The 26,140-nt window shown below is 71.1% G+C and carries 28 protein-coding genes, 1 pseudogene and 1 riboswitch; of the genes and pseudogenes, 15 read left to right on the top strand and 14 right to left on the bottom strand.

Going from position 1 to position 26,140, the window contains the following annotated elements:
- Positions 1-205 precede the first annotated feature (205 nt).
- Positions 206-352: riboswitch (SAM riboswitch) on the top strand.
- Positions 353-382: 30 nt separating this feature from the next.
- Positions 383-463, top strand: a complete 81-nt coding sequence (locus tag OG798_RS56750) for a putative leader peptide (protein ID WP_413253671.1) — start codon at positions 383-385, stop codon at positions 461-463.
- 152 nt (positions 464-615) lie between these two features.
- Positions 616-1,305, top strand: a complete 690-nt coding sequence (locus OG798_RS43325) for a glutathione S-transferase C-terminal domain-containing protein (RefSeq protein ID WP_328758814.1) — start codon at positions 616-618, stop codon at positions 1,303-1,305.
- Positions 1,306-1,368: 63 nt separating this feature from the next.
- Here the strand turns inward: OG798_RS43325 and OG798_RS43320 are convergent, their stop codons facing one another.
- Positions 1,369-1,884 carry a YceI family protein gene (locus OG798_RS43320; protein ID WP_328758813.1) on the bottom strand — a complete coding sequence of 172 codons (516 nt, stop codon included), beginning with the start codon at positions 1,882-1,884 and terminating at the stop codon, positions 1,369-1,371.
- A 156-nt stretch (positions 1,885-2,040) separates the two neighbouring features.
- On the opposite strand from OG798_RS43320, the gene OG798_RS43315 reads away from it, so the two are divergent.
- On the top strand, positions 2,041-2,586 hold the full coding sequence (locus OG798_RS43315; RefSeq protein WP_095851512.1) for a MarR family winged helix-turn-helix transcriptional regulator: 546 nt from the start codon (positions 2,041-2,043) through the stop codon (positions 2,584-2,586).
- Positions 2,587-2,610: 24 nt separating this feature from the next.
- On the opposite strand, the gene OG798_RS43310 is transcribed toward OG798_RS43315, so the two are convergent.
- Together OG798_RS43310 and OG798_RS43305 are read right to left on the bottom strand one after the other, a co-directional pair.
- Complete coding sequence (locus OG798_RS43310) at positions 2,611-3,405, bottom strand: maleylpyruvate isomerase family mycothiol-dependent enzyme (RefSeq protein ID WP_328758812.1); 795 nt, start codon at positions 3,403-3,405, stop codon at positions 2,611-2,613.
- Positions 3,406-3,463: 58 nt separating this feature from the next.
- Entirely contained in the window at positions 3,464-4,348 is an 885-nt protein-coding gene (locus tag OG798_RS43305) for a dioxygenase family protein (protein ID WP_328758811.1), read from the bottom strand.
- A gap of 306 nt (positions 4,349-4,654) precedes the next feature.
- On the opposite strand from OG798_RS43305, the gene OG798_RS43300 reads away from it, so the two are divergent.
- On the top strand, positions 4,655-5,128 hold the full coding sequence (locus tag OG798_RS43300; RefSeq protein ID WP_267063515.1) for a hypothetical protein: 474 nt from the start codon (positions 4,655-4,657) through the stop codon (positions 5,126-5,128).
- Positions 5,129-5,241: 113 nt separating this feature from the next.
- Here OG798_RS43300 and OG798_RS43295 read toward each other — a convergent pair whose 3' ends face one another.
- Positions 5,242-5,868: a MerR family transcriptional regulator gene (locus tag OG798_RS43295; RefSeq protein ID WP_267063514.1), complete on the bottom strand. Its 627-nt coding sequence runs from the start codon at positions 5,866-5,868 to the stop codon at positions 5,242-5,244.
- 149 nt (positions 5,869-6,017) lie between these two features.
- Between OG798_RS43295 and OG798_RS43290 the strand changes: the two genes are divergently transcribed.
- The 3 genes from OG798_RS43290 (at position 6,018) to OG798_RS43280 (ending at position 9,424) form a co-directional block, all read left to right on the top strand.
- A complete protein-coding gene (locus OG798_RS43290; RefSeq protein ID WP_267063513.1) occupies positions 6,018-6,461 on the top strand; it encodes a DUF3291 domain-containing protein in 444 nt (147 codons plus the stop codon).
- A 65-nt stretch (positions 6,462-6,526) separates the two neighbouring features.
- Entirely contained in the window at positions 6,527-7,969 is a 1,443-nt protein-coding gene (locus OG798_RS43285) for an MFS transporter (RefSeq protein ID WP_267063512.1), read from the top strand.
- Positions 7,970-8,131: 162 nt separating this feature from the next.
- The gene (locus OG798_RS43280; RefSeq protein ID WP_267063511.1) at positions 8,132-9,424 is read left to right on the top strand and encodes a YhgE/Pip domain-containing protein; all 1,293 of its coding nucleotides are present in this window, start codon (positions 8,132-8,134) and stop codon (positions 9,422-9,424) included.
- A gap of 55 nt (positions 9,425-9,479) precedes the next feature.
- On the opposite strand, the gene OG798_RS43275 is transcribed toward OG798_RS43280, so the two are convergent.
- Positions 9,480-9,764 (bottom strand): hypothetical protein, encoded by a 285-nt coding sequence (locus OG798_RS43275; RefSeq protein WP_323138770.1) that lies wholly within the window; start codon positions 9,762-9,764, stop codon positions 9,480-9,482.
- Here OG798_RS43275 and OG798_RS43270 point away from each other — a divergent pair.
- Positions 9,748-10,335, top strand: a complete 588-nt coding sequence (locus tag OG798_RS43270; RefSeq protein WP_413254805.1) for an MFS transporter — start codon at positions 9,748-9,750, stop codon at positions 10,333-10,335. The two genes, OG798_RS43275 and OG798_RS43270, sit on opposite strands and share 17 nt — an antisense overlap.
- A gap of 55 nt (positions 10,336-10,390) precedes the next feature.
- Here OG798_RS43270 and OG798_RS43265 read toward each other — a convergent pair.
- The 3 genes and pseudogenes from OG798_RS43265 to OG798_RS43255 form a co-directional block, all read right to left on the bottom strand.
- Positions 10,391-11,355, bottom strand: a pseudogene (locus tag OG798_RS43265) (NAD(P)/FAD-dependent oxidoreductase); the annotation flags it as partial.
- A complete protein-coding gene (locus OG798_RS43260) occupies positions 11,301-12,053 on the bottom strand; it encodes a response regulator transcription factor (RefSeq protein WP_328758810.1) in 753 nt (250 codons plus the stop codon). The gene OG798_RS43260 and the pseudogene OG798_RS43265, both read right to left, overlap by 55 nt.
- Before the next feature lie 448 nt (positions 12,054-12,501).
- Entirely contained in the window at positions 12,502-13,026 is a 525-nt protein-coding gene (locus OG798_RS43255) for a MarR family winged helix-turn-helix transcriptional regulator (RefSeq protein WP_328758809.1), read from the bottom strand.
- 362 nt (positions 13,027-13,388) lie between these two features.
- On the opposite strand from OG798_RS43255, the gene OG798_RS43250 reads away from it, so the two are divergent.
- Positions 13,389-14,432 (top strand): zinc-dependent alcohol dehydrogenase, encoded by a 1,044-nt coding sequence (locus tag OG798_RS43250; RefSeq protein ID WP_328758808.1) that lies wholly within the window; start codon positions 13,389-13,391, stop codon positions 14,430-14,432.
- Between the two features lie 48 nt (positions 14,433-14,480).
- Here the strand turns inward: OG798_RS43250 and OG798_RS43245 are convergent, their stop codons facing one another.
- A complete protein-coding gene (locus OG798_RS43245; RefSeq protein ID WP_267063507.1) occupies positions 14,481-15,485 on the bottom strand; it encodes a hypothetical protein in 1,005 nt (334 codons plus the stop codon).
- On the bottom strand, positions 15,482-16,384 hold the full coding sequence (locus OG798_RS43240) for a helix-turn-helix domain-containing protein (RefSeq protein ID WP_095851524.1): 903 nt from the start codon (positions 16,382-16,384) through the stop codon (positions 15,482-15,484). The genes OG798_RS43245 and OG798_RS43240 overlap by 4 nt, the downstream gene beginning before the upstream one ends.
- A gap of 179 nt (positions 16,385-16,563) precedes the next feature.
- On the opposite strand from OG798_RS43240, the gene OG798_RS43235 reads away from it, so the two are divergent.
- Both OG798_RS43235 and OG798_RS43230 read left to right on the top strand, forming a co-directional pair.
- Positions 16,564-17,766 (top strand): CaiB/BaiF CoA transferase family protein, encoded by a 1,203-nt coding sequence (locus tag OG798_RS43235; protein WP_328758806.1) that lies wholly within the window; start codon positions 16,564-16,566, stop codon positions 17,764-17,766.
- A gap of 80 nt (positions 17,767-17,846) precedes the next feature.
- A complete protein-coding gene (locus tag OG798_RS43230; RefSeq protein ID WP_328758805.1) occupies positions 17,847-19,013 on the top strand; it encodes an acyl-CoA dehydrogenase family protein in 1,167 nt (388 codons plus the stop codon).
- Positions 19,014-19,158: 145 nt separating this feature from the next.
- On the opposite strand, the gene OG798_RS43225 is transcribed toward OG798_RS43230, so the two are convergent.
- The gene (locus tag OG798_RS43225; protein ID WP_121414334.1) at positions 19,159-19,740 is read right to left on the bottom strand and encodes a dienelactone hydrolase family protein; all 582 of its coding nucleotides are present in this window, start codon (positions 19,738-19,740) and stop codon (positions 19,159-19,161) included.
- Positions 19,741-19,778: 38 nt separating this feature from the next.
- On the opposite strand from OG798_RS43225, the gene OG798_RS43220 reads away from it, so the two are divergent.
- Together OG798_RS43220 and OG798_RS43215 are read left to right on the top strand one after the other, a co-directional pair.
- Positions 19,779-20,135 carry a hypothetical protein gene (locus OG798_RS43220; protein WP_328758804.1) on the top strand — a complete coding sequence of 119 codons (357 nt, stop codon included), beginning with the start codon at positions 19,779-19,781 and terminating at the stop codon, positions 20,133-20,135.
- Between the two features lie 109 nt (positions 20,136-20,244).
- Positions 20,245-20,598 carry an SCO4225 family membrane protein gene (locus OG798_RS43215; RefSeq protein ID WP_121414336.1) on the top strand — a complete coding sequence of 118 codons (354 nt, stop codon included), beginning with the start codon at positions 20,245-20,247 and terminating at the stop codon, positions 20,596-20,598.
- Between the two features lie 39 nt (positions 20,599-20,637).
- Here OG798_RS43215 and OG798_RS43210 read toward each other — a convergent pair whose 3' ends face one another.
- Positions 20,638-21,207, bottom strand: coding sequence for a TetR/AcrR family transcriptional regulator (locus OG798_RS43210; protein ID WP_328758803.1), 570 nt, complete (start codon positions 21,205-21,207; stop codon positions 20,638-20,640).
- 156 nt (positions 21,208-21,363) lie between these two features.
- Between OG798_RS43210 and OG798_RS43205 the strand changes: the two genes are divergently transcribed.
- Positions 21,364-22,221, top strand: a complete 858-nt coding sequence (locus OG798_RS43205) for an AAA family ATPase (protein WP_328760154.1) — start codon at positions 21,364-21,366, stop codon at positions 22,219-22,221.
- Complete coding sequence (locus OG798_RS43200; RefSeq protein ID WP_121414338.1) at positions 22,218-23,600, top strand: vWA domain-containing protein; 1,383 nt, start codon at positions 22,218-22,220, stop codon at positions 23,598-23,600. Before OG798_RS43205 ends, OG798_RS43200 begins: the two co-directional genes overlap by 4 nt.
- A 47-nt stretch (positions 23,601-23,647) precedes the next feature.
- Here OG798_RS43200 and OG798_RS43195 read toward each other — a convergent pair whose 3' ends face one another.
- Both OG798_RS43195 and OG798_RS43190 read right to left on the bottom strand, forming a co-directional pair.
- The gene (locus tag OG798_RS43195; RefSeq protein WP_267063504.1) at positions 23,648-24,349 is read right to left on the bottom strand and encodes an SDR family oxidoreductase; all 702 of its coding nucleotides are present in this window, start codon (positions 24,347-24,349) and stop codon (positions 23,648-23,650) included.
- Between the two features lie 184 nt (positions 24,350-24,533).
- Positions 24,534-26,051, bottom strand: a complete 1,518-nt coding sequence (locus tag OG798_RS43190) for an MFS transporter (protein WP_382120352.1) — start codon at positions 26,049-26,051, stop codon at positions 24,534-24,536.
- Between the last annotated feature and the right edge of the window lie 89 nt (positions 26,052-26,140).

The following is a 26,140-nucleotide window of genomic DNA, read 5'->3' as shown; positions in this document are numbered from 1 at the left end:
CCCGTCAGCTGCGTACATCGCGTTCACCGTCACCATTCCGCCCCGCTGGGCCTCGAACGCACCGGAATCGATCCGGTCCGATGCGGCGTAAGTTAGGCATGGCCCCAAACGAATGTCAACGCGCCCCGGCCGGAATGACCACGTGGTGAGACCGCGCATATGCCTTCTTGACTGCTCCGCGGACCGCACCGAGACTGACGGGGACGGTCACGATTGTCAGCGCCCGTCGTGCGGGTTTCTCCCGTTCGACGCGGTTATCGGCCCCGGCCCGCTGACAGGCAACCCTTCCACCGCGACGGGGTGCCCCGGGTGACGACCGGGTCCCGCCGGTGCGGCGGGGCAAGCGTGGTCTCGCCTCTCGCGAGCCCCGGACACGGGAGCGATGGGAATGGCCAGGAGGAGCGCGAACGGTCTGACCAGGCGCCTGCACATCGATCTGCAGCGGGTCTCCAGCGCGTACTAGTCCAGGCGGTCCGTCCAGCGCGTACTGGTCCACGCGGTCCGTCCGGTCAGGCACGTCCCACGATCCGGACCGGCCCGTACGTCAGCGCAGTCACTCCGTTCCGCCACCGCCGCCCAACGGGCCGCGGGGGCTTCGACGTTGCCTGGAGAGTCATGCCCAAGACAGTCTCGCTCGCCGCCCCTCGCCCCCACCGCATCCGCAGCCGCATCGGCGTCGGCCTGGCCGGCGGTTTCTACCCGGCGCCGCACCGCTATCAGCTGTACCTCGTCGAGGGCTGTCCGCGCTCGCTGCGCATCTCGGTCACCCTGGAGCTGCTCGGTCTCCACGACTCGGTCGCCACCACGCTGCTGACGCTTCCCGCCGAGACACCCGATGCGTTCGCCGCACTGCGCGGCGCGTACGAGGCCACCTGGCACCACTACGACGGCCCGCTCACCGCGCCCGCGCTGTGCGACCGTTGGAGCGGGCGGATCGTGAGCAACCACACGCCGGACATCCTGCGTGACCTCGCCGGGCTGCCGGTCTGCCAGAGCGACGCCCGCCTCCCCCGGCTGAACCCACCGGCCCTCATCGCGGACATCGACGCCTTGCGCGAACTCCTCGACCGGGACGTCACCCCCGCCGCGCCGCCGCTTGCGCGCACGGCGGCACTCCAGTCGCTGGACCGGCAACTCACCTCGCGCGTCTACGCGTTGGGCGACGAGCTGACGGCCGCGGACGTCGACCTCTGGGTGGCCCTGACCCAACTCGGCCCGACGGAGTCCCTCTCCCCGTACGGTGGGCTCCGCGACTACGTACGTCGGCTCGACGCCCACCCGGCCTTCCACGGCAAGGTGCGCTGACCGCGTACGCCAAGGTCGCCGGGGCCGGTAGGGCCTAGGCCCGGGCCCCGGCGCCGCGTCGGCTCAGCCCTTGGCGCGGGTGAAGACGAGCGTGCCGGTGACGGTCGTCAGGCCGCGGATCATGCCCATCTGGTTCCAGCCCATGTCGAACTGGTCGCGGTCCACCGTGAACTCCGCGGTGAGCGTGACGGTGTCGGCGCTCGCCCCGGTCACCCGGCCGGTGACGGGCTGCGGCCGGCTGATGCCGCGCACGGTCAGCTGCCCGTTGATCTCCACGGTGTCGTCCTGACCGAGGACGGCGTCGCGGACGGCGAAGGTGATCGTGGGGTGGCGGTCGCCGTCGAAGAGGTCGGCGGAGCGGAGGTGCTTGTCCCGCTTGGCGTTCTTCGTGTCCAGGGACGCGACATCCAGGGTGATGGTGCCGCGGGCGGTCCCGTCGGGCTGGACCTCGCCCTCTCCGGCGACTCCGGTGAAGGTGCCCTTCACGGTGACCATGCCCCACATCGTCTTGTGCTTGATGGCGACGGTGGTACGGGCGGGGTCGAGCTGCCACAGGCCGGTTTCGACGGCGACGGTCATGAGAGTTCTCCAGACGGTTACGGGCAGTGCACAGGGGTGCGCGACGCACGGGGCGCGCGGCACACGGGGACTGTGGGGACAAGGCGGTCATCCAAATTTGGATGACTCCACGCTAGCCGGTTCTTCAAATTTGGACAACCGGTAGACTGTGACACTATGGCCGACCCTTCCGCCCCCGCTGACCTGCCCGAACGCGAGCCGTCGGGCGACGGTGAGCTACTGCCCGCCCCGCTTCGGGCCTGGATGCGTCTCCTGGCGGCGGCCGGGGCGATCGAGCAGCAACTGCGCGCCCGCGTCAAGGACACGCTCGACGTCTCACACGACGAGTTCCTGGTGCTGTGCCTGCTGGCCGACCAGCCCGGATCCAGCCTGCGGATGACCCAGATCGCGGAACTGCTGGGCCGCCCCAAGACGCGGCTGACCTATCAGGTGGCGTGTCTGCAGCACGCGGGACTGATCACACGACGCTCGGCGTGCGGTGACCGGCGCGGTATCGAGGTGGTCCTCACGGACAAGGCGCGTCGGCTGCTGCGCGAGTCCACGGGCCCGCTGGCCGACGCCGTCTCGCAGGCCATCGCACAGACGGCCTGCGCGCAGCGCTACGAGGCCCTGCACGACTTGCTGCCACCCTCGCCGCATCCCGGTGCGGACTCCGGGCAGGTCGAGGGTGGCGATGTGGCCCCCGAGGGGCCGGGGAAGTAGCCCCTCAGGGGATGGACCGGCGGATCAGAACCCGGGGAAGACGCGTCGCAGGTCGTCCAGGGTGAGGGTGTCGCCCTTGAGGGTCACCTCGGCCGGGGTGTGGGTGGCGGCATGGCGGCCGGTGACGAGCCGCAGCCACCACTCGGCCGGTGCGCTCAGAACGGCGTCGGGCTCGGCCGGCTCGTCGGTGAGCGCGACCGCGTCGACCAGGTCGAGCCCGAACGCGCGCCGGGGAGCGGTGGTGTGGACCGCGAGGCGGACCTGCCGCCCGCCGAGGGCCTCGACCTTGCCGAGGAAGCCGATGAGCAGTCCGGCCTGGTCGAGGAGCGGCTCGACCGCGGCGGGCGCCAGGACCGCCGTACGGTCGAAGGCCACCTCCACGTCCCAGGTGTGGTGGGTGAACTCGCCGAGCCGCAGACCCGCCACCGTCGCGACGTCCACGGGCGCGGGCAGGAAGCCGAGGTCGACCCGGAGTTCGGCACGGGCCCGCGGGTCGAGAGCCTCGTATGCGCGCACCAGCGCCTCGTTGGCGGTCACGAAGTTCTCGGCGCGCTCGACCGGGGACATCGCGTCCCAGCGCGCCCACACCGACTTGTTGAAGTCGCCGTCCCTGGGCCCGGTACCGTGCAGCGCGCCCTCCAGGGAGGCGAGGCCGATCTCCGCGCCGCTGCCCAGGTGGCTGAGGACCTGGGACACGTCCCACTCCGACGCCCCGGACGGCCGGGTGAGGTCGGCGGTGGCGAGCCCGTGCACCGCGGCGGTCAGGTAGTCGTGTCCGCCGCGCAGGGCGTCGATGGTCCGGTCGGCACGGTCGTTCATGTCTCAACTCCGTTGACGTGGAAGCGGTGTGTGTGTCGGTACGGAGGGGTTCAAGGGTTCACACCGCGGTCTGGAAGGACCGCTTGGAGAAGCCCATCATGAAACCCTCGACGGTGGTGTGCACCGCCCGGTCGGCGCTCGGGGCGGCGCCCAGCGTGACGAACAGCGGGATGTAGTGGTCGACCGTCGGATGGGCGTACGGCATTCCGGGCGCCCTGGTCCGGAAGGCCGCGAGTTCGTCGACGTCGCCGCGGGCGAGCGCGTCGGCGACCCAGGTGTCGAAGTCCGAGGACCAGCCCGGGACTTCGCCCTTCGTCAGCATCGCGCGGGTGAGGAAGGGCAGCCCGTGCGTCATGAACCCCGAGCCGATCACGAGGACGCCCTCCTCCCGCAACGGGCCGAGCCGGGCGCCGAGTTCGAGGAGCCGGCCGGGGTCGTGGGTGGGCAGGCTGAGCTGAAGCACCGGGATGTCACCCAAGGGGTACATGGCCATCAGCGGCACCCAGGCCCCATGGTCGAGACCGCGGGAGGGGTGCTGGTACAGCGACTCGCCGTCCGGCATGGTCCCGGCCACGCGGTGCGCGAGGGCGGTCGCGTCGGGGGTGTCGTACGTCATCGTGTAGTAGCGCGGGTGGAAGCCGCCGAAGTCGTAGACGAGCGGGGTGTGCGCCGCCGGGGCGGACAGGCTCAGCGGCGCCGCCTCCCAGTGCGCGGAGACGATCAGGACGCTCTTCGGCTTCGGCAGGGACTGGGCCCACTCGAACAGTTCCCACAGCCATGGTCCGTCGTCGAACAGTGGGGGCGCGCCGTGGCTCAGGTACAGAGCGGGAAGCGGTCCGTCCGCGGGCGTCCACGCGCGCTGGGACCGGGCTCGCGGCAGCGCGTCGATCAGGAACCGGTCGTACGCTCCGGCGGGCACCTCGGGATCAAGGAGGGAGTTCATGCCGGTCCTTACGTGGGTGAGGGTGCTCCGGCTTACGGGGTGAGGCCTATTAACTTGAACATTCAACTTTGACCCTAGGTCATCCCACTTGAGACGTCAACCAAACGACCGCGGGCGGTGACGCCGGAGGTCCGAAGAAGGGCGCCGTACGCGATCGGACGTAGTCCGATCTCCGTATGCGGGATCGGACGCCGGTCGGACGCGGTGGCCGACGGGCTTCACTAGGGTCGGCCGCAGTCCACGGTCAGGTGCAGCTCAGCGGTGGACCGTCCGGAGTTCGGGCTGCCCGCCGAAGGAGTCCACCGCGTGTCGCACCATCCCTCCGTTCCGTCGCCCCACGACCGGATCACCGGCCCCCACCCCGCCCGGCACACCGCGTTGCTCCTCCTGCGCGGGTACACCGACGGCGACGCGCGGGCCGTCGGCTCGGCCCTGGACACCCTGGACGATTCCGCCCTCGACGACACGTACACCCACCTCTGTGCCGTCATGGACGTCACCCTGCGCCTCACTCTGACCGCCCAGCCCGCGGCCCGTGACGTGGGCCGGGCCGCCGAACAGGCGGCCACGGCGGCTCCCCCACACTACGAGTTCGTCTTCGGGCAGGCGGTCCGGGCCTGGGCGGCGGGCGACACGCAGGCCCTGACCCGCGCCGCCGACGCGGACCTCCCGGGGGCCGTGCATCTGCTGGCCGTGATGACCGTGGCCCTGGGCGTCTCCGTCCTCGACCACGACGGCCTGAACGCCCTGCTCAACTGCCTCCCGGAAGACCCGCGTTGATCGCGACCACCGCCTGATCGGAGCTCCCCGGTCAGCGCCACCCGCATCACTCGGTTCGCCCCATGGCGGCCGTCCGCCCCATGGCGGCCGTCCGCTCAACGGCAGCCGCCCGATCATCGGTGACCGCCCCCGTGGCGCCGCGCCGACTCGTTCTCCTGGGCCATGCGGCGCAGCGCCATCAGCGCGGGTTCGAGCAGGACCGTGAGCAGCAGCGCGCGCTCGGCCAGTTCCAACGGGTCGTCGATTCCGTCCAGTTGGTCGAGGTCGAGCGCCGCGGCGCCTTCGGCCAGCCGGGCGTACGGCACGAGCGCGCCCCGGTCGAGCGGGACGCCCAGGCCGCGCAGCGAGCCCAGGGTCTCGGCCAGCGTCTCCCGCGCGGGCGCCGACTTGTGGACGTCCCAGCCCAACTCCTCGACGAGCGCGTCGACTTCGGCCCGTTCAGTGGAGTCCTCCGCGGATTCCTCGGCGGGCCCGATCGAACCGAGGGTGAGACCGAGCAGGCGATGGGTGTCGCCGGTGTGCTCCGCCAGAGCTCCCAGGACCTCCCGGGTGGTGCTGACGGACAGCCCCCGGACGCCGGTCAGCGCGCGGATCAGGCGCAGCCTGCGCAGATGGTTCCCGTCGTACTCGGCCTGGGTCGCCGACAGTTGCCGGCCGGCCGGGAGCAGCTGCTCACGGAGGTAGTACTTGATCGTCGTGACGGAGACGCCACTGAGGCGGCTCAGCTCGGACATACGCATCGGGTCGGCTCCGCTCTGGTCATTGGATACCTCTACTGTCTAACATGGATAGCGGAGGTATCCAATGCGCGCTCCCCTGGATCTCCGTCCATTGAGCGCTCCCCTGCGCCTCCGCCCGTCGTCCTGCCTCTGTGGAAGAAGGCGCCACCGTGCCCACGCTCCCCTGGACCACCGTCAACGCGCCCGCACCGGACTCCCGGGCGTTCGTCATGGCCTCGCGCTTCGAGGTTCGCTCCTTCCGCGACGTACCGCGTTTCTTCCTGCGGTCCCTGGCCGCGTGGAAACAGGTGAAAGGCGCACCCGGCGCGTACGGCGCCACGCTCGTCGCCCAGCCGCTCAAGCGCACCTTCTGGACGCTGTCGGCCTGGGAGGACAAGCGGGCCCTCTACACATACGCGAGGACCGAACCGCACCGCTCGATCATGACCGGGCTGCGGTCCACGACGAGCGGCTCGATCTTCACGTTCTGGGAGCTTCCGGCCTCGCAACTCCCCCTCGACTGGGCGGACGCCCGGCGACGGCTCGCCGAGCAGGAGCGCGCGGACGCCACCGGCGCGCGCGGACCTTCCGACGCCGGACCCGGCACCACCTGACACTCCCCCGCTCCTCCCGCCCCTCCCCCGCACCAACTCTTCATCGCCCAAGGAGACATACCGTCATGACGCTGTCCGAGCAAAGCCCGGCCCTGGACGACCCTTCGGTCGACCCGGCGCGCGAGCGACGAAGGGTGCCCCTGTGGCTCGCGATCGTCGCGTGCAGCGTGCCCATGTTCATGGTCGCGCTGGACAACCTCGTCGTCTCCACGGCGTTGCGCACCCTGGCCGTGGACCTGGAGGCGTCCACCCAGCAGCTCCAGTGGTTCGTCAACGCCTACGTGCTCAGCTTCGCCTGTCTGCTGATGACGGGGGCCGCCCTGGGCGACCGGTTCGGGCGCCGGCGGGTCTTCGTGATCGGCATCGTCGTCTTCACCCTGGCCTCCGCCGGCTGCGGACTGGCCGACAGCAGCGCGCAGTTGATCGGCTACCGCGCCGTCCAGGGCTTCGGTGCCGCGGCCGTGATGCCGCTGTCGCTGACCCTGCTCTCCCAGGCCGTGCCGGAGCGGCTGCGCGGCCTCGCCCTCGGTCTGTGGTCGGGCATCAGCGGGCTGGCGGTGGCGATGGGCCCGGTGGTCGGTGGCGCGGTGGTCGACGGGCTGGACTGGCGATGGATCTTCTGGATCAACGTGCCGGTGGGCGTCGTGGCCGTACCCCTCATCCTGCTCACCCTGCGCGAGAGCTCGCTTCCGGGCGTCCGCCTCGACCTGGTCGGGATGGTGCTGGCCGCCGCCGGACTGTGCGCCGTGGTGTGGGGCATCGTGCACGGCGACACGGACGGCTGGACATCGGCGAAGGTATTGGGGGCGTTCCTGGGGGGCGCGGTGCTGCTCGCCGTCTTCGTGGCCTGGGAGGCGCGGGTTCCCGAGCCGATGCTGCCGCTCTCGTTCTACCGGGTACGGGCCTTCACCCTGACCAACGTCGTTTCCGCGGCGATGTACTTCGGCGTCTTCGGTTCGCTGTTCCTGCTCGCCCAGTACCTCCAGATCGTGCCGCAGCGCACGCCGTTCGAGGCCGGAGTGCGCACCCTGGCCTGGACCCTGATGCCCATGTTCGTCGCCCCCGTCGCCGGACTGCTCTCCGACCGGGTGGGCGGCGGCAGGCTGATGGCCCTCGGGCTCTTCCTCCAGGGCGTGGGTCTCGGCTGGATCAACGTGGTCGCGGACATCGACACCCCGTACTCCTCCCTCGTCGCCCCGATGATCGTCGCCGGTGTCGGTATGGGCCTCGTGTTCGCCCCGACGGCCGCGGTCGTCCTCGGCTCGGTCAGCAAGGAGCACGCAGGCAAGGCCTCCGGCGCCAACACCACCGTCCGCGAGATCGGCGGCGCCCTCGGTATCGCGGTCCTCAGCTCGGTCTTCGTCGCCCACGGCGGCATGGGCACGCCCCAGCGGTTCATCGACGGTCTGCACCCGGCGGTGTGGGTCGGCGTCGCGGTCGTCCTCGTGGGCGCGGTGTGCGCGCTGGGCATCCCGCGCGGGCCGCGATCGGAGGGGGCGGGCGCGTGAACGCCGGGCCGCGCAGCGCTGAGCCGGAGGCGCGGTGCCCCCATGGCGTTGTGTGCGCGGCGCGTCGCTGACCGCCGCGCCGCCGCAGCCTCCATCCTGGCCTGGTGCGGGCGCCCGTACCCGCCCACGCAGGTCCCGCGCCGCACCCACCCACGGAGAGCCATGGCCGCCGACAGCCCGCCCCCCGCCGACGACACCCGCGTCCGGGCGAGCGCCGCCGTGCTTCTGCGCCGGCCGAAGCTGTGGCTGGTGCCGACCGTGCTGTGCGGGCTGCTGGCGTTCCTGCTGTCACTGCTCTACATGGGCGGCATCGTGAACCCGAACGGGGAACTGCACCACCTGCCCATCGGCATCGTCAACGCCGACCAGGGCAGACCGCTGCCCGGGCAGACCACGAACCTCGGCACGCAGATCACCCGCTCCGTCACCGCCGACACCTCCGGCAAAGCCGACTGGCAACCCCTCACCCGCGCCGAGGCCCAGGACAGACTGGCCTCCGGCAAGATCTACGGCGCCCTGGTCGTCCCCACCGACTTCACGACCACCGCCGCCGCCCTCACCACCGCGAACGCCACCACCCGGCCCACTCTGACGGTGCTCACCAACCCCGGCATGGGCAGTCTCGGCTCCTCCCTCGCGAGCCGAGTCACCCAACAGGCCGCGCAGCAGGCCTCCCTGGACATCGGCATGCAGCTGATGGATTCCCCCGCCACCGCGGCGGCCGACGCCACCACCCGCCTCGTGCTGGCCGACCCCGTCGCCGTCGCCACCCAGGTCGGCCACCCGATCGGCGGCCACAGCGGTCTGGGACTGAGCGCGTTCTACTACACCCTGCTCCTCGTCCTCGCCGGGTTCCTCGGCGGCAACGTCATCAGCAACGGCGTCGACACCGCCCTCGGTTACGCCGACAACGAGATCGGCCCCTGGCACGCCCGCCGTCCCACCGTGCCCATCAGCCGCACCCAGACGCTGCTGCTGAAGATGGTCATGACCGCGGGGATCACCGTCCTGACCACCACCCTGGTCATGATCGCCACCGTCGGGATCCTCGGCATGGACGCCTCGCACCTGCCGCTGCTGTGGATCTACTCCTACTGCGCGTCACTGGCCGTCGGCCTGGGCGTGCAGGCCATCAACGCCGCCTTCGGGGGCATCGGCCAGCTCGTCTCCATGTTCGTGTTCATCGTCCTGGGCCTGCCCTCCTCCGGTTCCACCGTCCCCCTCGAAGCCGTGCCGGGCTTCTACCGTTTCCTGAGCCACTTCGAACCCATGCGCCAACTGAGCGTCGGCGTCCGCGCCATCCTCTTCTTCGACGCCCGCGCCGACGCCGGCCTCACCCGCTCCTGGATCATGATCTCCGTCGGCGCCGCCCTCGCCCTCCTCTTCGGCCTCGCCATGACCCGCTACTACGACCGCAAGGGCCTGCACCGCCTCACCCCCCAACCCCCCGGCTGATCGCGCGGAAGGAGTCACGCGAGAGAGGAGGCCACACCCGGGGGGCGGGACCTCGTCAAGGCCCGGTCGTGGCACTGGAATCCCGCAGTCGCCGGACGGTTCCACCGACCTTCGCGCGCAGCGGTTCGAGGACCGTCGGCTCCGCGCTGATCGCCCAGCACGGGCCGACGAGACAGGTGTCGCCGTAGCTCGCGGCGCTGTCCAGCCAGGTCACCTTGTAGCGCTCTTCGGGGAACGTCGTGATGAGGTAGTCGCCGGTCTCGGTGTGGCAGGCACCCTCGCGGAGTTCCTTCGCCTCGATGCGGATCGTGACCTTGCATCCGGTGAGGTTCGCGATCACCTCGACGGCACCGCTGTCCGCGCGGATCTCCAAGACCAAGGGGCCCAAGGTCACGCTGATGCTCGGCGCCCTCGTGGTCGCCGCCGGCTACGGCATCGGCGTCACGATGATGTCCGCCATCTGGCAGCTCGTCCTCGTCTCCAGCATCATCGGGGTCGGCGTCGGGCTCGCCTACGGCGCAATGCCCTCGCTCGTCATGGGGGCCGTGCCCGTCTCTGAGACCGCCGCGGCCAACAGCCTCAACACACTCATGCGGTCCATCGGCACATCGGTCTCCAGCGCGGTCGCGGGTGTCACCCTGGCCCAGATGACCACCACGTTCGGCTCCGTGGCCCTGCCCTCCGAGAACGCCTTCCGGGTGGTCATGGCCATCGGTTCCGGCGCCGCCCTGGTCGCCTTCGGCTTCGCCGCCTGCCTGCCCCGCCGAAGCCCGCTCTCCGGCAGCCCGTCGACGCCGGTGACCGGGGAGCCGTCCACACCCGCGGACACATCCGAGGGCACGTCCGCGGGCACTTCGACAGGGACTTCGGCGGGCACTTCGGCGGGTACGACCATGGAGACGAGGCCGTAGGCCGCAGGCGGACGGGGCCCGCGTGGCGACGCGCGGGCCCTCCCGCGGGCGGTGCTCAGAACGACGGTTCGCCGTGGACGATCTCCTTGGCATCGGCGTCCGTCGCCCACGCCCACGCCCGTATCGCCTCGTGCCAGCTGGTGCCCATGGCAATGGCCTGCCGCCAGGGACGCATGGCCTTCGGCGGCATCCCGACCGCAAGCGCCCCGGCCAGCCGGTCACCGGTGCGGTAGATGGCCAGGAACCGACGCTCGCTCATCTCGCCCTCCACCACGACGATCTCGTCGTGCCCGCGCAGATGGCCGAACGCCTGCACCTTCATGTCGTACTGGTCCGACCAGAAGTACGGCATCGGGGCGAAGGGCCTGCGGGCCTCGGGGTGGAGCAGGTTGTAGGCGGCGGTGACGCCCTGCTCGGCGGCATTGGTCCGGTGCTCGATCCGCATCGACGTACCGAACAACGGGTTGAACCAGCGGGCGACGTCCCCCGCCCCGTACACCCCGGCGCGGCCGCGCAGAACTGATCGCACACCAGGCCATCGGCCACCTTGAGGCCGCTGCCCTCGAGCCACCCGGTGTTCGGCACACATCCGATCGTGACCAACACCTCGTCGGCGTCCACGAGTTCACCGCCCGCGAGCCGCACACCGTCCTCCGTCACGCCGGTGACGGTCACACCGGTCCGCAGATCGACGCCGTGCTCCAGGTGGGCCGCCGAGAACACCCGCCCGACCTCCTCGCCCACCGCGTGCGCCAGCGGAACCGGGGCCGGTTCGAGGAGCGTGACCTCCGTGCCCATGCCGCGCGCCACGGCGGCGGCCTCCACGCCGAGGAACCCGGCACCGACGATCACGAGTCGCCGCCCGTGCCCCAGCCGTTCCCGCAGGGTGAGCGCGTCGTCCACCGTGCGCAGTACGTGCGCACCCTCGCCGGGGAGCCTGCGGGAGCGTACCCCGGTGGCCACGATCAGACCGTCGTACGACAGTCGCGTGCCGTCGGCCAGCAGGACCGTACGAGCGGCCGCGAGTAGCCGAAGCCCCGGCGGGTGTGGATGAGGGCCGGTTCTTCCTGGTTCACCTTGCGTCGAAGGCGGGACACGAGCTTCTCGATCGCGTTCTCGGCACGGACCTCACCCCAGACGTACCGACTGATCTGGTCCTTCGAGAACACCTGTTCCGCGTTGACCAGAAGATGCCGCAACAGCCGGTACTCGGCGGGGGTCAGATCGAGCGCCCGCCGTCCGCGCCGCGCCTGACAGGCCGCGTCGTCGAGAACCAGGTCGCCGTAGCTCGGCGAGCCGTCCCCGCGCCCCGCGCCCCTGCCGCGCAGCAGTACCTGCGCCCGGGCCAGCACCTCGGCGATCCGGAAGGGCTTGGTGACATAGTCCACCTCGCCCAGGCCCAGATCGGGGATGAGACTGCCCAGGGAGTCGCACTCGGTCAGGAACAGCACGGGCGGTCGCCCGGTGGGCACGAGCCGGTGTCTGCGGGGGATGCCGCCCAGGTCGGTCATCATCGCGTCGAGGACCACCAGGTCGAAGTGGTGCTCGGCGAGCTGGGCCGTCAACTCGGCTGCGCCAGCCGCGATTTTGACGTGATAGCCCGCCAATTCCAGTGTGGTCGAGAGCAGTTCGGTGATGTCGGGGCCGTCGGCGACCACGAGGACATGCTGACCCTGCCCACGCACCGGCGACCGCCACGCACTCACGTATCCGTACATGGAAAGACCATTCGTGTAGGGCCGGACTTCACGCGGGAGCGGCACCGAGCGACGAGAGGGGTGCGGTCGGAGGTCTCCGCCGGGTCCGCCGGGCGGCGGGGGCGGTACGTCGGACGCGTGCGGGTGAGGGGAACAGTGCACTCACGGGGACTCCTCCGCGGGTCTCCGAAGGGACGTCCGCCACCGTGGAGTGTGCTGCGGCGCTTCTGAGCGGGCTCCAGGGGCGGCACTTCTGCGTGGTCGGGCCGGGGGTGGTGCGGGGTGCCGCGGGCGGGGGTGCGGTGGCCGTTGGCGGTTCGGCGGCGTGCGTGGGCTGCTGTTGAGCGGTGCGGCGGGCTGTGCGGGTTGTCGCTGAGCGGGCGGGCTGGCTGTACGTGGCGCCGAGCGGTCGAACCGGGCGGGGTGTCGTGCGGCTGGGCGGCCCGGCCGAGCCGAGCGGGCCGTCGGATCAGGCCGGGCGGGCAGCCCCGGCCGGCTCCCGGGGGGTTTCCTCGTCCTCGATGGCGTAGGAGAGGAAGTCGTCCACCATCCGGTGGAACAGGGTGGCGAGCTGCTGCAACTCCTGTGGCGACCAGTCCGCCAGAGCCATCTGCATACCCCGCGTGCTCGCCTCGCGGATGCGGTGGACCGCCTCCTCGCCTGCCGGGGTGATCTGAATGCGCTGCGCACGGCGGTCGTCGGGGTCCGGGACCCGGGTCACGAGACCGGCCTTCTGCAGCTGCTGCACCTGCCGGGTGATGTGGGACGCCTCCACGGCCAGCCGGGCCGCCAGCTCGCTGGGGCGCATCGGCTCGGAGTCGGCGATCTGCCGCAGCAGCGCCGTCGCGGCACGGTCCAGCGCCACTCCGGCCAGCGCCATCAGCCGATCGTGCTGGCGGATCCCTCTGGCCAGGTAGGTGATGCGGCTCAGGGCGCGCTCGATCTCCAACGTGGCGGTCGAGACGGGAACATCTGCGGGCGGCGGTGTGGGCATGGGTCCAGTTTAGCGCCTGATTGCCTGAGTCAAGTAACTTAGGGAACCATTTGCTTGACTCAAGTACTTCACATATGCTTGCCTGACTCAAGTAAGCCAGTAGTGAGAGCCGGTGGCCGACACACAGACCGAGGCCCCCTCCAGCGGAGGCGACCTCGCCGCGCCGAACCCGTGGGGACGGGGAACGGCGCAGTCCCGGGCCCGGCGGCCGGTTCACTCCCCCGTCCGCCGCCGGGCCCGAGGGCGGCCCCCTGATCCGATCGGGTCGCGAACCGCGCGCACCGGTCACGGCTCGTCCGAGCCGGTAGCAAGCAGCCCGCAGCAAGCAACTGTCGCAGCGTCTTCAGAAAGCGAATCCCTCCATGGCCACCATGAAGTCCGTACAGACCGGCCCCGTCAACGCCATCGACGTCCTCGAGGTCGAGCGCCCGGTACCCGGTCCCAAGGACGTCCTCATGCGCATCCGCGCCTGTGGGATCTGTGGGACCGACACCTTCTTCCTGCACATCGGCGGCGCGCCCTTCGGCCCCGACGGCTCCATGGTCTCCATCCCCCTCGGTCACGAGCCCGCGGGTGAGATCGTCGAGGTCGGCGCCGAGGTCGAGGACCTGAAGGTGGGCGACCGTGTGGTGGTCAACCCCCAGGCCGCCCCCTCCGGCATCATCGGCTGCGGTGGCAGGTTCGGCGCCCTCGCCGAGTACCTCCTCATCGAGAACGCCGAGATCGGCAAGAGCGTCGCCGTCTTCCCCGGGACCGTTCCCTTCGACGTCGCGGCCCTCAACGAGCCCATGGCCGTCGCCCGCCACTGCGTCAACCGGTCCGGGGCCGAGCCGGCCGACAAGGTCGTGATCTTCGGTGCCGGGCCGATCGGTCTCGGCGCGGCGATCTGGCTGAAGCTGCGGGGGGTCCAGCACGTCACGGTCGCCGACGTCATCCCCGAGCGCCTGGAGACCGCACTCGCCGTGGGTGCCGACGCCGTCATCAACTCCGCCGAGGAGAACGTGACCGAGCGGCTGGCCGAACTGCACGGCCAGGCCGCGAACGCGCTCGGGCAGCCCCGTCCCGCCACCGACATCTACATCGACGCGGCCGGTGTCGCCGCCGTCATCAACACCACGGTCGAGTCGGCGAAGTGGGGAGCCAAGCTGGTCATGGTGGCCGTGCAGAAGAAGTCCGACGCGGTCGATCTCGGCGGGATGCTCCGCAGTGAGCTGACGCTCATCGCCTCGCAGGGCTATCCCACCGAGATCTTCGAGGTCACCCCCGAACTCGTCGAGCACCACGAGCGCTTCGCCAAGCTCATCAGCCACCGCGTCCCCTTCGGTGACGCCAAGCACGCGTTCGAGCTCGCGCTGACGCCGGGTGCGGCGGAGAAGGTCGTCGTGACCTTCGACGACGAGCGGTAGTCCCGGGGAGCTTGTCGGGTGGGGCGAACTATTTCCGGTTCCCTCCGACTACTTCCGGCTCCTTCCTATAGACGCGGGGCCCAGCAGGAGGTTGGGGTCGGTGGACGTGGTGTAGGCGGCGCTGAGCACGTAGAGCGTGCCGTGGCGCAGCGCGACGGAGGTCGGGTTCTGCAGGCCGTCGGCGGCGGTGAGTACGGTCGACGAGGTGCCGTCGCGGCGGATGCGTACGACCGTGTTGGGGCCGTTGAGCGCGGCCAGGATCTCGTCCCCGCGGCCGGTGAAGGCGAAGTCGTCGATGCCGGCCAGATCCGTCGCCCGGATCCGTACGGGGCCGGGCCCGCCGCCCGGGCCGAACGGGATGCGCAGCACGGTGCCCCGGTCGAGGTTGGTCGCCCACAGCGCGTTGTCGTGGATCTTCAGACCGTTGACGCCGAGGAAGCCGGTCGCGGAGAGTTCGGGGGCGGCGGACCAGGTGGCCGGTTCGCTGCCGGTCGAGCCCTTCGTGGGGACGGTGTAGATCTTCCCCAGTACGGAGTCGGCGACGTAGAGCCTGCCTCGGTGTTCGTCCAGCACCAGTCCGTTGGGCAGGCCGTCCGCGGGGAGGGCGGCGATGCGTTGCGGGGTGCCGCCCGGGCGCAGTCGCCACAGGCCGGTCAGGTCCGAAGTGCCGGTGGCGTAGAGGAAGTACAGCGTGCCGTCGTGGGCCCGGGCGATGCCGGTGGTCAGGGCGAAGCCGAGGACCGGGGTGTGCACTCCGCCGTCGGCCGGGGCCGGCAGGGTGGCCAGGACGCGGGTCGTACCCGCCGTGCTGACGGCGGCCACCTGCCGGGCGGCAGCGAAGGTGACGTCGGCCGTGCCGTCGGGCTCCAGCGCGATGTTCTCGGGCATCTGCCCCCGTGTCAGGTCGAAGTGCGCGGCGATACGGGGCTTCGCGAGCGGCCCGGTGCAGGCCCCCGCGGGGGACGCGGTGAGGGCGGTCACGGCGGTCATTCCGGCGGCCGTGAGCGTGTAGGCGAGTGCGGTCAGTTTCCGTGCGGTCAGTTTCTTTCTCATGCTTCTTTCGCTGTTTCCTTCGTGATGGTTTTCGGGCGCACGGCGGACGGGCCGGCCGCCGCCGTGCTGTGGGTGAGTAGGGTCATGGCGGCCCGGGAGGGCGAGTCGGCCTCGGTGGTCGCGACGACGACGTACTGTCCCTGTTCGGTGTGCAGCGTCTGCTGGGTGACGTCCATGGCGCCGACCAGCGGATGCCGCATCGCGTAGACCGCGACGTCGCTGGTCTTGACCCGGTGGTCGGCCCACATCGCCGCGAACTCGGCGCTGTTGAGGGTCAGTTCACCGACGAGCGAGGCGAGTGCCGGGTCGTCGGGGTACTGCCCGGACGCCAGGCGCAACGTGCCCACGACGGCTCTGGCCTTGGCCGGCCAGTCCGCGTACAGATCGCGGGTGTGGGCGTCGAGGAACACCAGCCGGGCCATGTTGGGACGGTCACCCGGCCGGTCCGGGCCGTCCGGGTCGAGGTGTCCGGCGTACAGCGCGTGCCCGGCGCGGTTCCACGCCAGTACGTCGCTGTACCGGCCCGTCACCACCACGGGCACCTCCGAGAGCACGCCCAGGAGTTGGGCGACCGCGGGTGAGACCCGTTCCGGCGCCGGGCGGCGCGTCCGTGGCCGGCGCCGGGCAGCGGCGGACAGCTCCCGCAGGTGCCGTCGTTCGGCCTCGCTCAGCCGCAGTGCCTGGGCGATCGCGTCCAGGACGTCCGGGGAGGCCTGGGACTGCCCCTGCTCCAGCCGCGCGTAGTACGACTCGCTCACCCCGGCGAGCCGGGCCAGTTCCTCGCGCCGCAGCCCCGGCACGCGACGGCGTTCGCCGTACGTCACCACACCGAGGTCCTCGGGCCGCAGCTGCGAGCGGCGCGCCCGCAGGAACTCACCCAGCTGTCGTTTTCCGTCCATGCGCCGAGTATTGGGCTCGCCCGCGAGGGCCAACCACACCCTGATCGGGATACCCGAGGGCTCAGCGCTCCGTGTGGAGCCATCAGGGCTTGCTATTTCACCGAGGCCTCCATGAGCGACCATGATGGCATCACGGCCGCGTCGCCGCGGTCTCCCGGCCAGCCTCTGGAGGTCGCCCCATGACCGAGCTCTCCGAAGCGCTTCCGCTCTCCGGCATCACCGTCGTCAGCGTCGAGCAGGCGGTGGCGGCGCCCTACGCGACCCGTCAGCTGGCCGACCTCGGCGCCCGGGTGATCAAGGTGGAACGCCCGGGAGGCGGCGACTTCGCCCGTCGCTACGACACCACCGTGCACGGCGAGTCCAGCTACTTCGTATGGCTCAACCGCTCCAAGGAGTCCCTGACCCTGGACCTGAAGTCGGCCCGGGGCCGGGACGTCCTGGAGCGACTGCTGGCCGGTGCCGACGTCTTCGTACAGAACCTGGCGCCGGGCGCGGCCACCCGGCTCGGGCTGGACGCCCCGGCGTTGCGGGAGCGGTACCCGTCTTTGATCCCGTGCACCATCTCCGGATACGGGACCAGCGGGCCCTGGGCCGACCGGAAGGCGTACGACCTGCTCGTGCAGTGCCAGACCGGACTGGTCTCCCTGACGGGGAACGAGCACGGGTCCGCCCGGACTGGGGTGTCGATCGCCGACATCGCGGCCGGGATGTACGCCTACTCGGGCGTCCTCACCGCCCTCTTCACGCGCGCCACCACGGGAGTCGCCCGCGCGGTGGAGGTCTCGCTGTTCGAGGCGCTGGCGGAGTGGATGGGGCAGCCCGCGTACTACACGCGCCACGGCGGCACCCAGCCGCCACGGCTCGGCACCCAGCACGCCACCATCGCCCCGTACGGCGCCTACCCCGCGGCCGACGGCAAGGACGTCCTCTTCTCGATCCAGAACGAGCGCGAATGGGCCGCGCTGTGCGAGCGGTTCCTGGGGCGCCCGGATCTCGTCGACGACCCGCGTTTCGCCACCGGCTCGGATCGTGTGTCGCACCGGGAGGAGCTGAACGCGATCGTGGCCGCGCGGTTCCGCGCGCTGGACAGTCAGGAAGCGATGAAGCTGCTGGACTCGGCGAGGATCGCCAACTCCGGTGTGAACACGGTCGAGGAGTTCCTCACCCACCCCGTGCTCGAGGAGCGCCACCGCTGGCAGGACGTCCGACTGCCCGGGGGCGCGGGGCCCGTGCCCGCGCTGCTGCCGCCCGTCGACCTGGCCGGGGTCACTCCCCGTATGGACGCCGTTCCCGCCGTCGGCGAGCACACCGACACGATCCTGGCCGCGCTGGGACACAGCGCGGCCGACATCGCCGCCCTCCGGGCCGACGGCGTCGTCTGAATCCCCGGCCCGGCGCTTCCTCTCCCCGGCCCGGTGCTTCCTCTCCCCTTCCGCGCGCGTCCCCCAAGGAGCGGCACAGCATGAGCACTCTCGACGTCCTGTCCGAGGACGAGCGGCTCGTCGTCGCCGCCGTGCGCGAGTTCGTCGACAAGGACGTCAAGCCGGTCGTCCGGGAACTCGAACACGCCAACACCTATCCCGAAGCCCTGATCGAGCGGATGAAGAAGCTCGGGATCTTCGGGCTCGCCGTCCCCGAGGAGTACGGCGGCACGCCCGTCTCCACCTCCTGTTATGTGCTCGTCACGGAGGAGCTCGCCCGCGGCTGGATGAGCCTGGCGGGCGCGATGGGCGGCCACACCGTGGTGGCCAAGCTGCTGCTGCGGTTCGGCACCGCGGAGCAGAAGCGCCGCTGGCTGCCACGGCTGGCCACCGGCGAGGTCCGGGCGACGATGGCGCTGACCGAACCCGGCGGCGGGTCCGACCTCCAGGCGATGCGCACGCTCGCCCGCAGGACCGCGGACGGCTATGTGGTCAACGGCTCCAAGACGTGGATCACCAACTCGCGGCGCTCCGGACTGATCGCCCTGCTGTGCAAGACCGACCCGGACGCCATTCCCGCACACCGGGGCATCTCCGTCCTCCTCGTCGAGCACGGCCCCGGGCTCACCGTCTCCCGCGATCTTCCGAAGCTCGGCTACAAGGGCGTCGAGAGCTGCGAGTTGTCCTTCGAGGACCACCGCGCGCCGGCCGACGCCGTCCTGGGCGGAGTCGAGGGCCAGGGGTTCGCCCAGATGATGAAGGGGCTGGAGACCGGGCGGCTCCAGGTCGCCGCCCGCGCCCTCGGCGTCGGCCGGGCGGCCCTGGAGGACTCGCTCGCGTACGCACAGGAACGGGAGTCCTTCGGCAAGCCCATCTGGCGGCACCAGTCGATCGGCAACTACCTCGCGGACATGGCCACGTCCCTCTCCGCCGCGCGCCACCTCACCCTGCACGCCGCACGCGAGGCCGACTCCGGTCGGCGCGTGGACATGGAGGCGGGCATGGCCAAGCTGTTCGCCTCCGAGACCGCCATGCAGATCGCCCTCAACGCCGTGCGCATCCACGGGGGTTACGGCTACTCGACCGAGTTCGACGTGGAGCGCTACTTCCGGGACGCCCCGCTGATGATCGTCGGCGAGGGCACCAACGAGATCCAGCGGAACGTGATCGTGCGCCAGCTCGTCGAGCGGGGTGGGCTCGACGCGTGAGCCGGTCCCGCCCCGCTCGCGAGCCGGTCAGGGCAGCTCCCGACCCGCCGCCTCCAGCGCCGCCAGGCAACGCGGTGACGTCGACGAGCCACGAGTCGACGATCCTGACCCGGCTCAGGTCGGTGCCGCTGTCACGGTCGGGCCCCTACTCGATGCCGTCGAGGAGGGCGAGCACGCGCCGGGTGAGCAGGGTGGCGGCGTGCTCGTCGTACGACGGCAGGCTGTTGTCGGCGAACAGGTGCTGCTTGCCGGGGTAGAGGAACAGTTCGGCGGCGTCGGGGGCCGATTCGACGAGGGCGCGGGCCGCGTCGAGGTCGCCCTCGTCGACGAAGTACTCGTCCGCCTCCATGCCGTGGATCTGGACCGGGACCTGCCGCGGCCAGTCGCCGCCGAACTCCGAGGCCGGGACGCAGGAGTGGAACAGCAGCGCGCCCTTCGCTCCGGTCCGGTTCTGGGCGAGGTACTGCGCCGGCAGGACGCCCAGCGAGAAACCGGCGTACACCAGCTCGGCGGGCAGCTCGGCCGCGGCGGCCCGGCCGCGCTCGACAAGGGTGCCGAACCCGATGCCCTGGGCGTACGCGCTGCCCTCTTCCAGGTTCTCGAAGACCCGCCCTTCGTACAGATCCGGCACGTGGACGGCGTGTCCGGCTCCCCTGAGCGACTCGGCGAACGCGTGCACGCCGGACGTCAGCCCCTGCGCGTGGTGGAACAGCAGCACTTCAGCCATGTCGGCCCCCTCCTTCGGCGCGCAGCCCAGGTGACTGCGTGGGATCGAGTATGGACCGGGGCACTGACATCGCCCGGCGGTCTCCGCGCACCCACGCCGAACGCCTCGTCCGGTGGGCGGGCGGGCCGGAGTCGGGAGCGCTGCGCGCCGTCGACCTCGGCAGTGACGGCTCGGGCGGCGAGCTGATCACGGTGGCCGCGGGTGGCTCCCGCCGTCCCCGTGCCGACGGCGAACTCCCGCGCTCGCAACGGTACTTCCGGATGCAGGCCCGTACGGTGTACCGGCACGCGGTGCACCGGACGACCGCCTCCTCGCGGCTCCTGCTGGAGCGGGCCGGCTGGTCGCCACAGTCGGTCGTATGCCACTCGAGTGGATCGGTCGGATCAGATGAGTAGTCGTACTCATGCCCGCTCGCGGACGCAGCCGCCATCGTGATGTCCACGCCCCTCCGGCACCCATGCGGAGAGGGGACCGCGCCACCGGCTTCGTCCGACGGAGGACATCATGAACATCTCGCGCCGCACCCGTACCGCGCTCACCCGGGCCACGGACAACTGGCTCTCCCGTGTCTACCTGGCCGCCGTCACCGCCGCGACCGGCTACGTCCTCTTCGACGCCCTCTTCGTCGACCACCCCGACGCCTCCATGGCCGCCGTGGTGCCCTGGCTGCTGACCGCCCCGCTGAGCCTGCTGTACACCCTCCTGCCCGACGGCACCCTCTCCGGCACGAGCACCGGCGTGTTCACCGCGCTCCACCTCGCGGGGATCGCCTTCGCCGCCCTCGCGAACGCCGCCTTCATGGGCCATGTCGTCCACAGGCTCCGCCAGCCGTTCCCCGGCACCGCACCCAGCGCCTGAAGGGCGACGCCTGGCGGGCGAGGCGGGCGTCGGTCCCGCCTACTTCACCCCGCCCGCATCCAGCAGCGCCGTCACCGTCGTCGTGGTCAGTCCTTCCAGCGTCTCGATCCCGGCACCGGCCCGGGCGCTCGCGCCGTCGAACACCAGCATCAACTGCCGGGCGAGAAGCTCAGGATCACGTGCGCCACCCAGCTCGCCCTGCACACGGAACACCTCTTTCATGCGCCCCTTCGCACCACCCGCGACCACCGACGCCGGGTGCCCGGGGTCCTTGAGTTCGACGAGCGCGGCGAGGAACGGGCAGCCGCGGTACTCGGGCCCCACCGAGGCCGCCTCCATCCGCTCGAAGATGTCCAGGATGCGCTCGCGCGGCGTCCCGGCATCCTCCGGGTCCGGCGCGAGCTGCTTCTCGTACTGCGGAATCCGCCGTTCCAGGCTCGCCGCGAGGACCTCGTCCTTGCTCTCGAAGAGCTGGTACATCGACCGCTTCGAGACACCGGCCGACCGGCACAGCGCCTCGATGCCGACGGATACGCCCTCGCGGTAGACGAGGTCGGCCGCCGCGTCCAGCAGCCGGTCCCTGGTGGACGCCTTGTCTGTAGTGGCCATAAGGGCAGGTTACCGCGCGGGACGAGACAAGGAAACCGATCGGTCTCCCCGGGCCGCGTGGGCGCAATCACACGTGACACAGCGACTGAACAAGCGCTTGGATAGTGACGTTCGGATCGTGTCCCACCCTGCCGTGCCGCGCTGGAGGCCCCGTTGCTGTTCACATCCGTCGACGAAGTCTCCGCGCGTCTCGCCGAGACCGGCTATCTGGCCTCGCCCGCGGTCGCGACCACGGTCTTCCTGGCCGACCGCCTGGGCAAGCCACTCCTGGTCGAGGGCCCCGCCGGGGTCGGCAAGACCGAGCTCGCCAAGGCCGTGGCCGAGGTCGCGGGGGCACGGCTGGTCCGGTTGCAGTGCTACGAGGGCGTCGACGAGTCCCGGGCGCTGTACGAGTGGAACCACGCCAAGCAACTGCTGCGCATCAGCGCGGGCCGCGACGAGACGTGGGACGAGGCGCGCACGGACATCTTCAGCGAGGAGTTCCTGCTGGCGCGCCCCCTGTTGACCGCCATCCGCGGCGACGATCCCAAGGTGCTGCTGATCGACGAGACCGACAAGGCCGACGTCGAGGTGGAGGGATTGTTGCTGGAAGTGCTCAGCGACTTCCAGGTCACCGTCCCGGAGCTCGGCACGATCACCGCAACCAGCCGGCCCTTCGTGGTCCTCACCTCGAACGCGAGCCGTGAGCTGTCGGAGGCGCTGCGCCGCCGCTGCCTCTTCCTCCACATCGGCTTCCCGGAGGAGGAGTTGGAGCGTCGCATCGTACGGCTGAAGGTGCCGGGTCTGGACGCGGCGCTGACGGAGTCGGTGGTGCGGGTGGTCGGCGCACTGCGCGAGATGGACCTGCGGAAGGTCCCCTCGGTCGCCGAGACGATCGACTGGGCACGCACCCTGCTCGCACTGGGCGCCGACACCCTCGACGGGACCGTCGTACGTGACAGTCTCGGCGTGCTCCTCAAGCACCAGGACGACATCCTCAAGGCGGCCGCCAAGCTCGACCTGGACGCCATGTGAACGCGCCGACGGGCGTCGCCGAGCGGCTGACGGGACTGGTCGGCGCGTTGCGCGCGCACGGCGTGCGCATCGGCACCGGCGAGACGGTGGACGCCGCGCAGGCGGTGGTGGCGCTCGGCCTGACCGACCGGGAACTGCTGCGTGAGGGCCTCGCGGCCACCCTGTTGCACAGCACGGGGCAGCGCCGGGTGTTCGACCCCGTCTTCGACCTGTACTTCCCGCGTCTCATCGGGGCGCCGATGTCCGAAGGGCGCGAGAGCGACGCTCCCGCCGCCGACCGGGAGGACCTGCGCGACCGGCTCGCGGCCGCGCTCGCCGCCGGCGACCGGGAGACGCTGGAGCGGCTGGCGATCGAGGCGGTGGACGGCTTCGGGGGCTACGGCTCCTCGCCGGGGTCGGACGGCTGGTCGTCGTACCAGACGCTCGACCGGCTCCGCCCGCAGACGCTGATGGCGCGCGTCCGTGACAGCGTGCGCGCACGGCAGGAGGGAGCGGCGGGGTTCGCCGACCGGCTGCTGGAGGACGAGATCCGGCGGCGCATCGAGGTGTTCCGCGCGCTGGTCGCCACGGAGGCGCGGCGCCGGGTCGCCGAGCGGCGCGGCCGGGACGAGTTGGCGCGGCGGGCGGTGGCCCCGACCGCCGACCGGGTCGACTTCCTGTTCGCGGGGCGGGACCGGCTCGCCGAGCTGCGCAGGACGGTGCAGCCGCTGGCGCGCAAGCTGGCCACCCGGCTCGCCGCACGCCGCCGCCGGGCCGCACGCGGCACCATCGACCTGCGGCGTACCCTGCGCGGTTCACTGTCCACCGGCGGGGTGCCCATGAAACCGGTGCTGCGCAGGCGCCGCCCCGTCCGGCCCGAACTGGTGCTGCTGTGCGACGTGTCGGGCTCGGTGGCCGGCTTCTCGGACTTCACGATGCTGTTGGTGCAGGCGCTGCACGACCAGTTCAGCAAGGTGCGGGTGTTCGCCTTCGTCAACCGGATCGACGAGGTGACCGGCCTGCTCGTGCACGGCACGGCCGATCCGGAGGGGCTGGGTGCGCGGATCCGCTCCGAGGCGACGCTGACGGGCTGGCACGGCAGCAGCGACTACGGCGTCGCGTTCGGCGAGTTCGCCGAGCGGTACGTCGACGCGGTGGGACCGCGCACGACGGTGTTCGTCCTCGGCGACGCCCGGACGAACATGGGCGACCCGAATCTGCCGGCCGTCCGGCGGTTCTCCGAACGGGCCCGCCGTGTCTACTGGTTGAACCCCGAGCCGCTCTCCCAGTGGGGCACGGGCGACTCGGCGGCGCCTGAGTACGCCGAGCTCGTCGAGATGCACGAGTGCCGCAACGTACTGCAGCTCAGCGGGCTGATCGGCCGACTGCTGCCGGTCTGACCGCCGGGTGGCGGAACGGGATCGGCCTCCCCGAATCCCTGCCTCCGCTACGCGACCAGCTGCGGGTACATCACGCCCAGATCCTCGGCCAGCTGGGCCTTGACCTGCCGGGTGAGGTCGTCCGCCAGCACCTCGAAGGCACCGGACTCGATGCCGTCGAGGGCCTGTGCCGCGACGCCCTCGGGCGAGGACTTCGGCGCGTCCACGTGCGCGGCCATGTCGGTGTCGACGTAACCGACATGCAGGCCGGTGACGTCGATGCCGCGCGGCTTCAGGTCGAGGCGCAGGGAGTTGGTCTGGGACCAGAAGGCCGCCTTGGAGGCGCTGTAGGAGCCCAGGAGCCCTACCCACGACAGCACCGAGTGGACGTTGAGGATGTGGCCGCCGCCGTTGCGCTCGATGATCGGCACGAAGGCGCGCGTGACGAGGAGAGGGCCGAAGAAGTTCGTCTCGAACTCGCGGCGGACGTCCTCGACGGGCGAGTCCAGGAAGTTCGCGTTCACGGACGCGCCCGCGTTGTTGATCAGGATGGTGACGTCCTGCGCGCGCTCGGCGGCCGCGGCGACGGACGCGGGGTCGCTCACTTCCAGCGCCAGCGGCACCGCGTCGGGGTGGGTGACGGTGCGCGGGTCGCGTGCGGTGGCGTACACCTTCGACGCGCCGCGCTCGTAGAGGGCCTGCACGAGCGCGCGGCCGATGCCGCGGCTGCCGCCGGTGACCAGGACGACCGAACCTTCGATGGATGTCATGAGAACTCCCGAAGCCATGGGGAAACCGATCGGTTTCCCTTCACTGGAAGAGTAAACCGATCGGTTTCCAAGGGCAAGGCGGGAGGCGAGGAGGGGGCAAAGAGGTGGGCGAAGAAGGGGGCAGGGAGCGGACACGAAAACGGCTCGCCCCGATGGACGGGGCGAGCCGTTGACCGTGTCCGGATCAGGACGTGACGGCCGCCGTCTCCGCGACAGCCTCGTCCGCCGCGGCGTCGTCGGTGGCCGCGGCCTTCTTCTCGACCGTGTACTCCTGGGCCGCACCCCTGGTCAGACCGACCAGCGCCACGGCCACGATCAGCACGAACGCGACCCCGGCGATCGCGAAGCTCAGCGTGAACTGGCTCTCGGCGGGCAGCGCGGGCGCGCCGGCCGGCAGGTGCTGGATGGTCTTGGAGGCCAGCAGCGAGGTGATCACGGCGCTGGCGATCGCGCTGCCGACGGAACGGGAGATGGAGTTGAGGCCGTTGGCGATGCCTGTCTGGTGGTGCGGCACGCTCGCCACGATGAGCGCGGGCATGGCCGCGTAGCCGAAGCTGATCGCGACACCGATCAGCAGGCCCGCCAGGATGATCGACGCGGAGGTGTCGTGCGCCAGGGTCAGCCACGCGAAGCCGGCGACACCGAACACCGCGCCCACGGCGAGGGTGAACCGCGCCCCGATCCGCCCGACGAGGATCCCGCCGAACTGTGCGGCGAGCAGCGAGATCAGCGTGGTCGGCAGCAGGTACTCGACCGAGGCACGCAGCACCGAGGCGCCGAATCCGTACCCGGTGAGTTCCTTCGGCATCTGCGCCAGGTACGCGACGCCGATGAACTGGGAGAACATCGCGAAGCCGAGGAAGAGGCCGGCGAGGTTCGTGAAGAGCACCGGGCGGTGGGCGAACATCCCCATGTCCACCATCGGCGCGCGGACCTTGCGCTCGACCAGGACCCAGACGCCCGCCATGACGACCGCGGCGACGAACAGGCCGATGGTGCGGGCGGAGGACCAGCCCCACTCGTGTCCCTGCGAGATCGGCAGCAGGAGCAGGACGAGCAGCGCGGCGAGCGTTCCCGCGCCGAGCCAGTCGGTACGGCCGCCGGTCGTCGAGCGTGAGGAGGGGACGCGCAGGACGACGCCGACCAGGGCGAGGGCCGCGAGCCCCACGGCGAGCCAGAACACCCGGTGGTAGTCGGGGTCCGAGCCCCGCGTGAGCAGTCCGGCCGCGACCAGGGCGAGTCCGCTGCCGACCGCGAGCGTGCCGCTCACCAGCGCCATCGCGCCGTGCAGCTTAGCCGGGGGTATCTCCTCGCGCAGGACCGAGAGGGCGAGCGGGAAGATCGCGGTGGCCGCGCCCTGGAGCACCCGGCCGACGATCAGCCACAAAAGCGAGGTGGTGGTCGCCGCCAGCACGGAACCGGCGATCATCAGCAGCAGAACCCCGATCAGCGTGGGCTTCTTGCCGTGCATGTCGCCGAACCGGCCGAGCAGCGGGGTGAAGACCGCGGCGGACAGCAAGGTCGCGGTGGTGACCCAGCTGACGTTTGCGGTGGTGGTGCCGAGGTCGCTCTGGATGATGCTCAGGATCGGTACGACGAGGGTCTGCATCATCGAGACGATCATGGCCGCGAGACCGAGGACCAGGACGAGTGAGAGGTCGCCGGTGGGGCGCTTGGGCGCCACGCGATCTGTGGGTGTCACGGTGTTCTTCCGTTTGGTCAGGACGTCGAGCAATCACGGAGAGTGATGCCGCGAAACTTGAGGACCGCAAAGCTGTAGAGACTGGAAGT

Source organism: Streptomyces sp. NBC_00271 (assembly GCF_036178845.1).
Lineage (GTDB): Bacteria > Actinomycetota > Actinomycetes > Streptomycetales > Streptomycetaceae > Streptomyces.
This window is presented reverse-complemented; position numbering and strand designations above follow the sequence as displayed.

Coding starts and splice junctions, on each gene's coding strand:
- OG798_RS56750 (WP_413253671.1), top strand. CDS start 383: ATGGGAATGGCCAGGAGGAGCGCGAACGGTCTGACCAGGCGCCTGCAC.
- OG798_RS43325 (WP_328758814.1), top strand. CDS start 616: ATGCCCAAGACAGTCTCGCTCGCCGCCCCTCGCCCCCACCGCATCCGC.
- OG798_RS43320 (WP_328758813.1), bottom strand. CDS start 1,884: ATGACCGTCGCCGTCGAAACCGGCCTGTGGCAGCTCGACCCCGCCCGT.
- OG798_RS43315 (WP_095851512.1), top strand. CDS start 2,041: ATGGCCGACCCTTCCGCCCCCGCTGACCTGCCCGAACGCGAGCCGTCG.
- OG798_RS43310 (WP_328758812.1), bottom strand. CDS start 3,405: ATGAACGACCGTGCCGACCGGACCATCGACGCCCTGCGCGGCGGACAC.
- OG798_RS43305 (WP_328758811.1), bottom strand. CDS start 4,348: ATGAACTCCCTCCTTGATCCCGAGGTGCCCGCCGGAGCGTACGACCGG.
- OG798_RS43295 (WP_267063514.1), bottom strand. CDS start 5,868: ATGCGTATGTCCGAGCTGAGCCGCCTCAGTGGCGTCTCCGTCACGACG.
- OG798_RS43285 (WP_267063512.1), top strand. CDS start 6,527: ATGACGCTGTCCGAGCAAAGCCCGGCCCTGGACGACCCTTCGGTCGAC.
- OG798_RS43280 (WP_267063511.1), top strand. CDS start 8,132: ATGGCCGCCGACAGCCCGCCCCCCGCCGACGACACCCGCGTCCGGGCG.
- OG798_RS43260 (WP_328758810.1), bottom strand. CDS start 12,053: ATGTACGGATACGTGAGTGCGTGGCGGTCGCCGGTGCGTGGGCAGGGT.
- OG798_RS43255 (WP_328758809.1), bottom strand. CDS start 13,026: ATGCCCACACCGCCGCCCGCAGATGTTCCCGTCTCGACCGCCACGTTG.
- OG798_RS43250 (WP_328758808.1), top strand. CDS start 13,389: ATGGCCACCATGAAGTCCGTACAGACCGGCCCCGTCAACGCCATCGAC.
- OG798_RS43245 (WP_267063507.1), bottom strand. CDS start 15,485: ATGAGAAAGAAACTGACCGCACGGAAACTGACCGCACTCGCCTACACG.
- OG798_RS43240 (WP_095851524.1), bottom strand. CDS start 16,384: ATGGACGGAAAACGACAGCTGGGTGAGTTCCTGCGGGCGCGCCGCTCG.
- OG798_RS43235 (WP_328758806.1), top strand. CDS start 16,564: ATGACCGAGCTCTCCGAAGCGCTTCCGCTCTCCGGCATCACCGTCGTC.
- OG798_RS43230 (WP_328758805.1), top strand. CDS start 17,847: ATGAGCACTCTCGACGTCCTGTCCGAGGACGAGCGGCTCGTCGTCGCC.
- OG798_RS43225 (WP_121414334.1), bottom strand. CDS start 19,740: ATGGCTGAAGTGCTGCTGTTCCACCACGCGCAGGGGCTGACGTCCGGC.
- OG798_RS43215 (WP_121414336.1), top strand. CDS start 20,245: ATGAACATCTCGCGCCGCACCCGTACCGCGCTCACCCGGGCCACGGAC.
- OG798_RS43210 (WP_328758803.1), bottom strand. CDS start 21,207: ATGGCCACTACAGACAAGGCGTCCACCAGGGACCGGCTGCTGGACGCG.
- OG798_RS43195 (WP_267063504.1), bottom strand. CDS start 24,349: ATGACATCCATCGAAGGTTCGGTCGTCCTGGTCACCGGCGGCAGCCGC.